General features: G+C 49.5%; 16 protein-coding genes. 3 read left to right on the forward strand and 13 right to left on the reverse strand.

The annotated features are described in order from the left end of the window. Positions 1-40 precede the first annotated feature (40 nt). Complete coding sequence (gene priA, locus IPP66_19815) at positions 41-2,515, reverse strand: primosomal protein N' (protein MBK9927523.1); 2,475 nt, start codon at positions 2,513-2,515, stop codon at positions 41-43. Between the two features lie 107 nt (positions 2,516-2,622). On the opposite strand from priA, the gene IPP66_19820 reads away from it, so the two are divergent. Further along, a complete protein-coding gene (locus IPP66_19820) occupies positions 2,623-3,051 on the forward strand; it encodes a hypothetical protein (protein ID MBK9927524.1) in 429 nt (142 codons plus the stop codon). A gap of 52 nt (positions 3,052-3,103) precedes the next feature. Next, positions 3,104-3,466, forward strand: a complete 363-nt coding sequence (locus tag IPP66_19825; GenBank protein ID MBK9927525.1) for a hypothetical protein — start codon at positions 3,104-3,106, stop codon at positions 3,464-3,466. On the opposite strand, the gene IPP66_19830 is transcribed toward IPP66_19825, so the two are convergent. The 12 genes from IPP66_19830 to IPP66_19885 all read right to left on the reverse strand — a co-directional run bounded on the left by IPP66_19830 (position 3,454) and on the right by IPP66_19885 (position 12,407). Beyond that, complete coding sequence (locus tag IPP66_19830) at positions 3,454-4,125, reverse strand: DUF3592 domain-containing protein (protein ID MBK9927526.1); 672 nt, start codon at positions 4,123-4,125, stop codon at positions 3,454-3,456. The two genes, IPP66_19825 and IPP66_19830, sit on opposite strands and share 13 nt — an antisense overlap. A gap of 69 nt (positions 4,126-4,194) precedes the next feature. Further along, on the reverse strand, positions 4,195-5,037 hold the full coding sequence (gene amrB, locus IPP66_19835) for an AmmeMemoRadiSam system protein B (protein ID MBK9927527.1): 843 nt from the start codon (positions 5,035-5,037) through the stop codon (positions 4,195-4,197). Between the two features lie 4 nt (positions 5,038-5,041). Next, entirely contained in the window at positions 5,042-5,734 is a 693-nt protein-coding gene (locus tag IPP66_19840) for a hypothetical protein (protein MBK9927528.1), read from the reverse strand. Further along, positions 5,731-6,408 (reverse strand): hypothetical protein, encoded by a 678-nt coding sequence (locus tag IPP66_19845; GenBank protein MBK9927529.1) that lies wholly within the window; start codon positions 6,406-6,408, stop codon positions 5,731-5,733. The genes IPP66_19840 and IPP66_19845 overlap by 4 nt, the downstream gene beginning before the upstream one ends. Positions 6,409-6,470: 62 nt before the next feature. Continuing rightward, positions 6,471-7,001, reverse strand: a complete 531-nt coding sequence (locus IPP66_19850) for an NUDIX hydrolase (protein MBK9927530.1) — start codon at positions 6,999-7,001, stop codon at positions 6,471-6,473. Between the two features lie 6 nt (positions 7,002-7,007). Then, positions 7,008-7,763 (reverse strand): hypothetical protein, encoded by a 756-nt coding sequence (locus IPP66_19855; GenBank protein ID MBK9927531.1) that lies wholly within the window; start codon positions 7,761-7,763, stop codon positions 7,008-7,010. Continuing rightward, a complete protein-coding gene (locus IPP66_19860; protein ID MBK9927532.1) occupies positions 7,760-8,371 on the reverse strand; it encodes a sigma-70 family RNA polymerase sigma factor in 612 nt (203 codons plus the stop codon). Before IPP66_19860 ends, IPP66_19855 begins: the two co-directional genes overlap by 4 nt. A gap of 146 nt (positions 8,372-8,517) precedes the next feature. Further along, positions 8,518-8,895, reverse strand: coding sequence for a DUF3054 domain-containing protein (locus IPP66_19865; GenBank protein MBK9927533.1), 378 nt, complete (start codon positions 8,893-8,895; stop codon positions 8,518-8,520). A gap of 2 nt (positions 8,896-8,897) precedes the next feature. Then, complete coding sequence (locus IPP66_19870; GenBank protein MBK9927534.1) at positions 8,898-9,392, reverse strand: ribosomal protein L7/L12; 495 nt, start codon at positions 9,390-9,392, stop codon at positions 8,898-8,900. A gap of 52 nt (positions 9,393-9,444) precedes the next feature. Next, positions 9,445-10,962 (reverse strand): lysine--tRNA ligase, encoded by a 1,518-nt coding sequence (lysS, locus tag IPP66_19875; GenBank protein ID MBK9927535.1) that lies wholly within the window; start codon positions 10,960-10,962, stop codon positions 9,445-9,447. Between the two features lie 112 nt (positions 10,963-11,074). After that, positions 11,075-11,545: a transcription elongation factor GreA gene (gene greA / locus IPP66_19880; GenBank protein MBK9927536.1), complete on the reverse strand. Its 471-nt coding sequence runs from the start codon at positions 11,543-11,545 to the stop codon at positions 11,075-11,077. Positions 11,546-11,672: 127 nt separating this feature from the next. Further along, positions 11,673-12,407: a PIG-L family deacetylase gene (locus IPP66_19885; GenBank protein ID MBK9927537.1), complete on the reverse strand. Its 735-nt coding sequence runs from the start codon at positions 12,405-12,407 to the stop codon at positions 11,673-11,675. A gap of 137 nt (positions 12,408-12,544) precedes the next feature. Here IPP66_19885 and IPP66_19890 point away from each other — a divergent pair, with 137 nt between their 5' ends. After that, on the forward strand, positions 12,545-12,940 hold the full coding sequence (locus IPP66_19890; protein ID MBK9927538.1) for a PilZ domain-containing protein: 396 nt from the start codon (positions 12,545-12,547) through the stop codon (positions 12,938-12,940). Positions 12,941-12,988: the final 48 nt, after the last annotated feature.

Here is a 12,988-nt window from a genome sequence, read left to right on the forward strand (position 1 = left end):
ACCAACAGACAACTAAAATTATTTAACCAACTTGGTTTGATTATAGCAAACTTAAAGGATTCACTTCAACCCGCCAACCATCCAGTTTCAGCCCGCGCAATAGCTCTGTGGGGTTTGCTCCACGTAAAACGATCTGCCACCGATAATAACCACCAACCTTTGCGAAGAAACATGGGACGGGTCCAATTAATGTGATCTGTTTCCAACGATCAGCCTTCAACACATCTTTGAACTTTTCAGCCACCCGCCCCGCTTCTTTCTCCGCTGAGGCCTGATCCTGCTCTCTATATTCGAGTCGTACCAAATGGCTGAATGGCGGATACCCCAATCGCTTGCGTTGTTCCAATTCGTATTCATAAAATCCATTCACATCATGCTTAGATGCAAATTGGATCACTTGCTGTTCGGGATCAAAGGTTTGCAAAACAACTTTTCCTCCGCGCTCACTACGCCCAGCGCGGCCTGCCACCTGCGTCAACGTTTGAAAAACACGCTCGCCTGAGAACGGATCGGGCAGATTCAAACCCACATCGGCCAACACAATACCAACCAGCGTGACCATCGGCAGATCGAGCCCTTTGGCGAGCATTTGCGTACCGATCAACACGTCCGCTTTGTGATTGGCAAAGTGCGTGAGAATCATCTCATGCGCGTCCTTGGTACGGGTGGTATCCCAATCCCAGCGCAGGGTCTTTGCTTTGGGGAACAACGCATTGACTTCCGCTTCGACCTTTTCGCTTCCCAATCCATATTCACGGATTTGTTTTCCACCACACGAAGGACAAGTCTTCGGCTTGCCGCGTTCATATCCACATGTATGGCAGAGTAACCGTTCCTTGTCATCTGTGTGAAGAGTGAGTGGTGATTCGCAATTGGGACACTTCACTACATATCCACAATCACGACAGAAGATATAAGTAGCTGTTCCTCGACGGTTAAGGAAGAGAATTGCTTGCTCGCCCCGTTTCAGCGTGGACTCAAGTTCCTTGAGTAGTAACCTGCCAAAGATCCCGCGATGACCGGCTTTGAGCTCCTCCCGCATATCCACAACGTGGACGGGAGGCAACCCGGCTTCGACGATGCGCTTGGGCAAATCCAATTTCTGGATTTGTTTTGTCTCCGCTTGATAGCGTTGCTCAACGGTCGGCGTGGCAGAGCCTAGCACGCACACTGCCCCACACAGGCGCGCATAGATCTGTGCCGCGCTGACTGCATGATAGAACGGCGGCTCGGCTTGGTGATACGATGAGTCGTGACATTCATCAGCAACGATCAGGCCGATGTTCGGCAAAGGCGAGAACAAGGCACTACGCGCACCGATGATGACCTTGAGTTTGCCCGAGCGTGCGCGCCGCCAAGTATCGTATCGTTCTCCCTCCGAAAGTTTGGAATGGACAATGCCAACCTGCCCGGGGAAGCGGCTCAAAAAGCGGCGCACTGTTTGTGGCGTAAGCGCAATTTCAGGGACGAGGATAATTGCCTGTTTACCACGCCTAACAACTTCCTCTGCCGCACGAATATAAATTTCTGTCTTTCCCGAACCCGTCACACCTTGAAGCAAGAACGGGAGACGCGCATCAGAAGTTGTGATGGCATTCGTGATCTCCTTCAACGCAAAAGATTGCTCCGGAGTTAACTCAAGAATTTTTTCATATTTCAGTTTTCCGCTTTCCATCTTTTGAAGTGGATCGCGGAATATCTCGCTTTCAAACAAACGGATCAGGCCACGTTCTTCGAGTTCTTCCAAGTCGCTTAGGTTGCATCCACTTTCGGCATAAACCCACGAAAGGTTGACCGCGTCTGGTTGCCCAATCAAAAACTTTAATGCGGACTGTCTACGCAAGAGCGTTTGTTTCATCCCAAGCGAGCCCATCGCCGCTTCCGCTTCTTCTGGCGGGACTGCGAGCTGGGCAACACGAATGAATTTTGATCTCACCCTTGGCGGGGGCAAAATACTCTTTGCGGAAAGTATGCCTTTCTTCACAAGGAACTGCGCTGTCTTACGCCAATCCACTTTGGCGAAATGCGAGTCGATCTGTCGTCCGCGCAATGCGCCACGTAAACGCAAAAGGCTCAAGAGACGATCTTCAATGGTTTGTCGTTTTGTGTTGGGACTGATGCTCTTTTCGCTGGCAGTATTCGCAAATCGCGCATCTTCATTTGTGAATTGCAATTCGTAAAGCGTATCCGCTTGTTGATTCAAGCCTGCTGGCAGAAACAACCCGACAATGGATGCTAAAGGCTGGAGAGTAGAATCCGCTATTTCTTTAGCGAGAGCAAGCTGAGGCTGAGTCAGAACCGGCTCTTCATCCAAAATTTCAAGAATATCTTTGACCTCCGGCACGGAAGGCGAATCCACAAATTGCAAAACGACGCCTTGAACTGTCTGTTTTCCAAAGGGGACGATGACGAGGTGTCCAAGGCCTATTTTTCCCGCAAGCGATTTGGGGACGGCGTAATCAAACACACCGGCGATGGCAGGGACGTTGACGATCACTTGAACATAAGGGGTCATTGGAGTGATTATACCTAGTATGCTATAAGCGCAATGAAATTATCTTTGTTGCGCATGGAAGTTGTCATATAATCGCAATAAGTAGTCACTTTGAAACGGAGGCTGTTATGATGATGGGTATCGTGGGGTTGTTCGGCGTTGCGCTGGTTGTGGTCATTCTGGTGTTCTTTTTCCTTTTCCGAAAGTCGAACACCGTCAATTTGACAGGGAACACGGAGGACAAGCCCGCATGGATGCGGGAAACTCCGCCTTCTGAAACGCTTGGTGCTTTATTACGGGAGGGCAAGAAGGTGACAGTCTTTGACCAGGACGAGGGAGAAAAACTGGCCGCCCCATTTTCAGAGCAAATTGAGGATATCTTCCGTGCCAAGATCGAAGCTGACCCAGACCTGAATCATTATCAAGTGGATCTCAGCTCTGCGCCTGATGGCACACTCGAGATCTGGGTTAACGATAAGAAATATACCAACGTCAATGACCTGCCAGATGGTTTGAAGAAGGCGTTTCGAGAATCAGTAACGAAGTGGAACAAGTAACGAATCAAAAGAGACGACTTATGCAAGTCGTCTCTTTGTTTGTTTTCTAGCAATGGACACGACTAACCCGATTATCCAACTCTGCATGCAGGGCTCACTTGCCGAATTCGAACATCGAATGGACGATGCACGAGCTTTGTATCAACAGGCTTGGGACTCGCACTCAGACAATTATGAAGCCTGCATTGCCGCTCATTACGTTGCGCGGTTTCAGGACAATCCACAAGAGACATTGCGCTGGAATTTGATCGCACTTCAACATGCAAGGGCAGTCAACGATGAGAGAGTTGCGGATTTTTACCCATCACTGTATCTGAACATCGGGCATTCTTACGAGCTTTTAGGGAATCAAGAGGAAGCACAAAAGTATTATGGTCTTGCCGCTGAGTTGGGAGTTGTTCATTACTCAGACTGAGCATTACCACTAGGCGTCATCACCCTCTGCACAGCGATCACAGCGACAAGAAAGCCGATTCCCAAGACACCTGTGATACTAGGCAATATCCACATCAGGGCTGAACTGCCAAAGGACTTGATGCGTGCGTCCATGGGATTCTCGGGTTCGTACAATATGGTCACTTCATCCCCTACTTCATAAGCAGGCGGGAAACTTCCTTCGCTCAACTGGACGTTGCGACGTTTGCCATCGTTCGCAGTGAATTCCACCACGGGGTAATACGTCTCACCGACTACACGATTGAAATCTTGCTCATCATATTCGAGGCGTTTGGTCATATCGGTCACAACACCGGACGCGCTTTCTTCTCGATTGACTTTACGAATGTTGTTAAATGACGCGACCCCTGCGACCAATAACATAATCACAGCAATACCAGTGAAAACCGAAAGCACAACTTTCTCCACAGGGAAGTTGCTGATCGGCTCTAATTCTTTTTGGATCTTTTCGAACTCCGCGTCAAACTCTGCATCTTCTGCAGAGTTGAGCATGGCTTCCAGTTTGAGTCTGTCCTTCTCCTCAGGGACATCCTCCAGGCTTTCGTAGGTCACGCCATCTACTTCAAACGAAACAGCGATATCGTCATCCCAATTGATCGAGTATTTTTTCTTTGCCATAGGTTTCTCCATCAACAAAACAGTCCCCATGTAAGTGACTGTTACTTAATATTTCTTTTTTGAGCTTTTTTAACTCTTCAACATCACCGCTGCGCCATATCCCACCACGGACGAGTAATCCCCTGTCACATCACCAGAAGTGGCATGATGCAACACCTTCACTTTATCCGCACCCAACTCGCGGGCGGCCCATAACACAGCCGTGAAGGCGCCAAGTCCGCAGGCAAACCCTTTGCCAGTGCGCTCTGCCTCGAACGCAGCGGATGGGTCAAAGGCTTCGATCTGGTCGAGCATGAAACGGTCGTATTTCAAGGCGGTCTGTTGATTGTTAAAATGTGACAAGTCCGTACTGGCAACGAGAATGGCATTCTTATCGCGCAGCACTTTTGCAAGCGCTTTGCCCAATTCTTCAGAAACACGTGGTTCCTGCGCACGGACCATAACAGGCAACAACTTCCACTCGGATTTCAAAACACGTTGGAGAAAAGGCAACTCGATCTCTAACGAATGTTCGGGGTCACGTGAAACGGGCGATAGACCAAATCCCAATTCTGATTTCAAAGCCACATCAAGTTCGTTCAGCGCGATTTTATCTACTGGAATATCACCAAGCGGCGTTCGATAGGCATCGTGCGAGGTTGTGATCAGCGACTCGTAATAGGCTTGATGCATCGGCGAGATCACAGCGACCAAACTCGGGGTTAATGATCGAAGCGCCGCGAAGGCGTATCCTGCCACTGTGCCTGAATACATGTGCCCCGCATGTGGCGCAATAACAGCAAGCACTTCCCCGTTCAATTCAGGGAGCTTTGCAGTATCCAAAAATGTATCCACATTTTGGGCAAGTTTTTTCGCATTTCCCTTATACCATCTACCGGCGATCGGTGAAGGACGCACATCAAGAGTTGTCATTTTGTCACTTTATCAAGATTAGAAAAGTCCACGCGCTGGCGATCAACATGATGACCGATGCAGAGATAGCAAAGAATGGCCGCATTCGCTGAGCGGATTGCGCCACACCAAGAAGAAAGAAGATAATGGCAAGCAATGTCAACACAGCCGCATATGCATCTGCCTTTTTATTCCACACTTGATATAAGTCCGATGCCGCATTCTGCTTGATCAGCAGATCGTTGGCAACCTTGGTCATATCGATGAGATACGCATCGGCTTGAGGCATGTCATCGGGCTGAGCAGGAGCATAGCGCGGATCGGTATACAGAACAGAAAACTTTCTGGCTGTATCAGCCTGTGCCTTTGCAATGGCAGATTGAGTGCGGAAGTTCTCTGCGCTTTTTTGATCACCCTTCTGCTCCAAACCAAATGCGGTGAACTCAGCGATCAACGACTCTTGTGAAGCTTTCAGTGAAACTGCAAATGTTTGAAAATCATACGAACTCTGATATCCCTGATGGACAAGTTCACTGGACACTAGCGTAACATAATATTGTGAATCGCGATTGGCTGTATCCGCACGGATACCTGCATCTACTTGCAGGCCAGAGAGAAGTGTCGCAAATACTGTATTGATCAACGTCAAGACCAACACCACACTTTTCCAGCGGTCAGTCTTCGGTGCAACTTCATTTTTAGATATCATCTCACTCATAAAACACCTCCCCGTGCGATCACCGCAACAATCTCTACGACCACCAGAAATGCGATGCCGAACAAATAGACACCTAATCCCACCGCTAAGTTCAACATCCGTGCGCGTTCTTTTGTCAACTCGGCCACACCAAGCCAAAACAAACTGATCACCAGAAGTACAGTTCCTATCGTTAGCCAACGTTGTTCAGAAGAATATTGATCAGAAAGATGAAACGAGGTTAATGGATCGAGCGCCATCATCTTTGGATCTTCCGCCTCCAGGTTGGCGAAACGTTTCTCAAGGTCAAAGGTACCATCGCTTTTACGATATTGTTTCTCTGTTCCCAATGGGTCAGAAAGCGTCTGCATGCTTGGCAACAAATATTGGCGTTGTGTAGCCGCGGCCGCTTGCAAGCTCTCATCATTGCTCGCATCCATTGCTTCTACTGCGGCTGACGCAACAACAAAGTCACGTGCAAACCCAGCTTCTTGATATACAACGCGCCAATTCTCGTTCTGGGTTGCACTTTTTCTCACTGCATCGATCAACCCCTGACGATTTGCGTCTGAAGCATTCGAGCCCACCACATTTGTCCGCCAGGCGGCCAGCGACGTAGTCAGCGACACAAGTGCGATCAAGATCGCGATCACAATATCAAGACGTTCAGGTTCCAACCATTTTTTCAGGCCCATGACACCTCTCCAAAAATAAAGCTTAATTTATTTTACACCTGCCAATAAGAAAACAAAATCGCTTATTCCACCCCAAGTACTTTACGTGTTGCTAGAAAAGCCAATGGTGGAAGATTGCTTCGATCAAACCATTCAACTGCATCCGCATCATCGGCCGCTTCCATTTCTCCGCCAAGGACTTCAGCCTCGTACACAATGACAAAATCTGCACCGCGCGGATGCTCACGACCTGAGACAATATCATACACACGCGTCACTCTTACGCTCAAGCCTGTTTCTTCCAAACATTCTCTTGCGGCCGCCTCGGCCGGGTCCTCACCCCCATTGACAAAACCCGCAGGCAAAGTCCACAAACCACGGAACGGTTCGTTCACACGTCGCACAAGTAGAACACGCCCACCCTGAGTCACCAACACAGCGGCAGCAACTTTCGGGTCCACAAAATGGATCCAACCACATTGTGGGCACACTGGGCGCAACTTTCCAAATCGTTCTTCATGATTAACAGGTGTCCCACAACGGGGGCAGAAATTGAATTCGGTATGTGCCATCTTCAAAACAAATCGGATGGCGTTGTCATGCCATCCGATCATAAAATTTTATTTCCAACGACGCGCAGATAGTTGCCTGAGCAACCCCATCAACAGTGCACCTGCCACTGCGACAATCGCCAGCCCGATCTGCCACACAGAAGAGATCAGTGGCTGGGGACGTGGCGTTTCATTCGGGACTTGAGGTTGGTCTGGCTGTCCTGCGGCATTATCCTCGGCCATATTCTTCATCGTGGGCAATGGAGTTTCCGCAATACGAGAGCCATCTTGTGTTGGTGCTGGCATTTCGGTGCCCATAGGTGCAAGGGCAACGGGAGGCTGTTCTGCAGTTGAATTTGCGGCATCGGCTGGAGCTTCCGTCGCGGCAGGTGCTTCGGTCATGGCAGGCGCTGACTCAAGCATCGGTGCGGCGGCAGGCGCCTCTTGCATGGAATAGGCTTCCATGTCACTGCCTCCTCCACCGCCCATTCCATAAGGTGCCTGGGATGCAAATTGAACGCCTACGAAATTAACACCAAAGGTGAAGAACAACAATAATGTTGCGATCGTCGTTGCAAGACGGAATACGGGGTACGCCCGCGGCAATGGCGGATTTTGTCCCACCATTCTGCGAGTCAATGTGAAGTTACGCGGTGCTTTGCGTGAAGGTAGTTTGCGGAGTAAGGTTCGGGTGGAGCGAAGATCGCTTAAAACAGAGGCAAGTTCGGGGTCCGATTTGAGGCGCGTTTCCAGTTTGACAGAATCCGCCGCCTTAAGTTCACCGTCCAGATATGCCGAAAGAAGTTCAAGGTCTCGTCTATTCATTGCACATTCATTCCTTCTTCCAGACGAAATGATGCGGGTAAAAGTTCCGCGAAGCCTTGCAAACATTCTTGTAATCTTAAGCGTGCACGCGCGAGGCGACTCTTGACTGTGCCTAACGGTACACGGACAGCGCTTGCGACTTCTGTGTAATCCATGCCTTGAATATCGGCCATGACAACGACTGTTTTAAATTCGAGTGGGAGATTGTTGAGACAGTGCTGGATGGCATGTTCGAGTTCGTCGGCTTCGGCTTGCTGGTCTGGCGTCATGTTGGGGTCGGCAAGCCAGCGAGGGGAATCCATCTCTTCGCCATCGTCAGTATCGGGCTCAAGCGGCGTGGTGGGACGCCTCTTTTTGCGGCGCAGTTCGTCATAACAGGCATTGGTCACGGTTCGCATGATCCACGCTTTGAACGACCCACCGCGAAAGGCTTTGATACTTTTGAACGCGGAGATGAAAGCTTCCTGCGAAGCATCGGCGGCCTGATCTTCATCGCCAAGGATGCGAAGTGCAGTATTAAACACGCTGTCCTGATAATGCAGGATGAGCGTGTTGAAGGCGTCGAGATTTCCGCCTTGGGCGTCAGTGATGAGTGCTTGTTCGTCCATTGGGAGTATTTTATCACTTTGTGATTTATCACAAAGGATACGAAGGTCACAAAGGTTTAAGGGTGCGTAGGACAGGGTCTCCCTGCCCATTGAATTTCAATTTTATATTTTATCTTGGGTGGTGACAGGGCGAGAGGACCTCGCCCCTACCTGCGGTTTACAAAAAGATAAATTCCCCGCCAGATCATCATCCCAAATGCGGATGTGGCACTTAACACCACAGCGAAAATTGGAATGATCGGAGCGTTGAGGAGTAGTCCACGCAAGACGGCGGCGAACGGTGCGGCAAAGAGCATGGCAAACACAGGCCGCCAGAGTTGTTTTGGATTAGTAACGATCTCTGATTGAAAGAGTCCAAACCAAGGAGAAATCAGAAACCACGCAACGGTCAATGGGATGAATGCGGCAAGCATCCGTGGAAGAAAGGACAGGCCAGTTTCACCATGAGTAGCAAATCCAATAAGCGTGACAACGAGAATGGCAATGGCGTCAAGAACAGCCAGTAACAAAGTTGATTTTTGCACGATTAGGAACCGCCTACTGCTAATAAAAAGAGAGCGACCCCACAAGCCATAAGCGCAACAACGCCCACAACGATGACTGCAATACGGCGGCCATTTTCACCAGCGTTCTCAAACGGGTCACTGCCAATGGCTGATTCGTATGGAACATTCATGGGTGGCACGCCTCTGCTTCGCATGGATGCTTCGATCCTTTCCACTGCATCCTTGGCTTCCTTCAACCCAACCCCATATTCTTCGCGATAGATCTTAATCGCCTCAAGTTTTTGTTTCTTGGAAAGCAAGGATTCGATCTTTGCCTCCATGACAGGGTTATCGTAATCGATCCTGTCTAAGGGAGTTTGGACAACTTCACCACGCTCCATCGCTTCCACGGCAGCCTTTGCTTCAGCCAAGCCAACTCCAGTCACTTCACGATACAACTTGATGGCATAGAGCAATTGTTGGTTATGAATGTACTCGCGGATCTGTTTCTCTTGGTCTGGAGTAAGGACTGGCATCGGGACTCCTTTATAAAAAATCAGGGGCAAGTTTGAGGCTTGCCCCTATGGGTCATTCTTCTTTGCGCAATGCTGGGAACAGCAACACTTCACGAATGGAGTGTTTATCGAGCAATAACATGGCGAGACGGTCCACGCCCATGCCGAAACCGCCATTCGGAGGCATACCGTAACGCATAGCGCGCAGATAATCCTCGTCGAGCGGATGTTTCTCCTCTTCGTCATCGGTGTAATCACGTCCCATTTCGAGGAAGCGTTGTTCTTGGTCGAGCGGATCGTTCAATTCAGTAAAGGCGTTGCACAACTCAAAGCCAGCCACGTATCCTTCAAAACGTTCCACTGTCAACGGATCTCCGGGCATGGATTTCGCCAACGGAGAAATATCACGCGGATAGTTATACAGGAACGTCGGCTGGATAAGCGTCGGCTCGAGAAACTCAGAAAGCAGGAAGTCGATCAACTTGCCGCGAGTCGCATGCGGATCGGGCGTCTTATTCGGGTGCTTCGCTCTAATGGCCTTGAATAATTCTTCGCCGGTCTTGTGTTCGGCAATATCAATACCAGAAGATTCGAGAATACCTTGTCGCATTTCGAGCCGCTTCCACGGAGGAGTGAGGTTGATCTCGTGTTCTTTGTACTTGATTACCTGAGTCCCTAAGACCTTTTGCGCGGTATAAGCGATCATTTGCTCGGTCAATTCCATCACTTGCAAATAGTCCGCGTAAGCCCAATAGAACTCAAGTTGTGTGAACTCAGGGTTATGTTTGAATGAGACACCCTCGTTGCGGAAGTCACGCCCGATTTCGTAGACTCGTTCCAAGTTGCCTACAAGCAAACGCTTGAGGTACAACTCAAATGAGATGCGCAGGTACATATCCTGTTCGAGCTCGTTGTGATGTGTCGTAAACGGACGTGCCGCTGCACCACCGTATAACGGTTGCAAGATGGGGGTTTCTACTTCGAGAAAGTCCTTAGCATCCAAAAATTCGCGTATAGCTTTGATAATACCTGCCCGTTTGCGGAAGGTATCGCGGACATCGGGGTTGACCGCAAGGTCAGCGTAGCGCTGCCGGGCACGCAGTTCAGGGTTATCCAACGCGGCATGGCGGACCACTGTCCCATCTTCGAGAGTCTCATCTTTTGCGGCGGGCAGAGGGCTCACAGACTTGGCAAGCAGGCTAAAGTCATGGACATGAAGCGTAACCTCGCCTGATTTCGTGCGGAACATGATTCCTTCCGCTTGGATGAAATCGCCGATGTCAAGCGTCTTGTTGAAAAAATCCACGCGTTCTTTGCCAAGTTCGTTGGCGCGCACGAACAATTGGATCTTCCCCGCACCATCTTCAATGTGAGCAAACGAAACCTTGCCCATTGCACGGCTGGCACGGATGCGCCCCGCAAGAGTCGCTTTTACTTCGACACCATCTTTTTCCTTCGCTTCGAATTCAGCGATCGCCTCGGCGCTCAAATGCGTACGCTTTGCACGAGTTGGATACGCTTCGATCCCCTCCGCGCGAAGTTCGTCCAATTTTTGTAAACGGATTTTTTCAAGTGAATTGTATTCAGCCATGTGAATTCCTTATTTCAACGCGATATGGATCGCGAAAGTGTATAAGAACAAAATAGTCCCGCGCTCCTTCACAGGTACGCGGGACTACCAGGTCGCTCCTGTGATTTGTATATCAGCCTATCTTCAAGATTTTAACATTATATGTGCCGCCTGGGGTTTCCACTTTCACCGTATCACCCACTTTGCGGCCCAAAATAGCCTTGCCAATCGGGGACTCATTCGAGATCTTGCCTTCACGTGGGTTGGCCTCGGCCATGCCCACGATAATAAAGGTCTCGGACTCAAAGTTCCCTTCTTTGATAGTCACCTTGGAACCCAACTGAACGCCATCGCTCTTCTTCTTGGAACCATTCTCTTCGATCAGCTTTGCGCTTGCGAGCAACGCGTCCAACTCCTGAATGCGTCCCTCCACAAAAGCCTGCTCGTTCTTGGCGGCTTCATATTCGGCATTCTCAATCAGCTCTCCACCTTCCATGGCCTCATGCAGACGATTAGCAACTTCCTGGCGTTTGACCGTGCGCAGGTATTCCAATTCATCCTGAAGCTTTTGAAAACCGTCCTTGGTTAAGAAATTGTTGGGCATGTTATTTTCCTGCTTATAAGAATTTTGTCCCGCAAAGCGGGACAAAGATAGGGACGTACGATTTCTTGCTAAAAGCGGGCATACTATATCATGGTTTACGAGTCAGTTCAAGTGGAATGTAACAATTTCAGCCCATTTCAAAGAGACGAATGCCCCCCCATTCCTCCCAATAAGATCGGATGGACTCGCTGGCCAGTTCTGGGGTTTCCATGGCATCTCCCAGCGCCGGTAACTGGGATTTGTAAAGCAAAACCGCGTCTTGCCAGCACTTTAGGCCTGCTTCGGTTATGCTGTGAGTTGTTTCTTTCATCCCAACCGATTTCGGCTCGAATTCTTCGGGCTTGGTAAAGATATACGGAACATCAATATCATAGATCAACGGACGGCCCAGCAATTCGGCGGCTTGCCGCACGAGGACATGGTCCACGTGTGAACCAACTGACAGTTGGCAGACCAGCAAATCGTCTGGTTTGAGGCGAGGGGAAACAAAGTCCGCGATCTGCTGGGGAAGTCCAGCGTCCTCTTCGCGAGGCGCAAAGGAGATTCCCTGATAGAGCCATTCACCTTCTTTACCACGGCGATAGATGCAATCCAAAAAGTCGAAATGCTGAATCTTTGCCCCTACAACAGCCGCAGCTTGACGATCCTCTTCGCGCCGCAAGCGGACAGATTCTTCTGCATCGGCAAAACCCCACTGCGCATGAAGCATCTGAGCAAACGAGGAGAACTCGGTATCAACAGGCGTACCAGCCATGAACGTCCATATCTCTACTGGGGTGCCAGACATGGTTTGTTCGTAGATCAATCCGCCGGCAGAAAGCACGGCATCGTCAAGGTGAGGGGAAAGGTAAATCCATCGCATAAGATGATTTAACCACAGTTACTTCAAAAGAGATGAAGATTTTAAGAGTTACGCCGCCAAACAAACGCATTGTAATTTCGTTGTGGCGATTGATTTTGGCTTGTAATTCATGTAAACTTGTACATACGGAGGTAGACATGCAGGAAAGACGAAAAGAACCACGCAAAAATTTAATGTCCTATTCTCAGGTGTTCGATGTTCATGATGGGTCCTTGCTTGGTTATCTCGGAGACCTGACAAGTTTCGGCGCAATGGTCATTAGCGATATGAAACTCGATACCGGTAGGCTTACCACAATATCAATCCAATTACCGGAACTTGAAGGAGTTTCTGAGACATCGATCAATCTGCCTGTGCGGATCGTATGGTGCAAACAAGACCTCAGCCCGGAGTATTTCAACGTTGGCCTCGAATTTCAGACAATGACTGACAAACAAAGAAAAATCGTGGAAGCCGTGGTGGAGAACTATGAATTTCGCAGACAAAACCCCAGCTACCCGCCACATCCCAATGAATTAAGCGCAAACGAGTAATATACACAGCTATTTAAAGAGCAAAACGACATGACAAGTAAGTCCTGC

It is taken from the genome of Candidatus Defluviilinea proxima (genome assembly GCA_016721115.1).
Classification (GTDB): Bacteria; Chloroflexota; Anaerolineae; order Anaerolineales; family Villigracilaceae; genus Defluviilinea; species Defluviilinea proxima.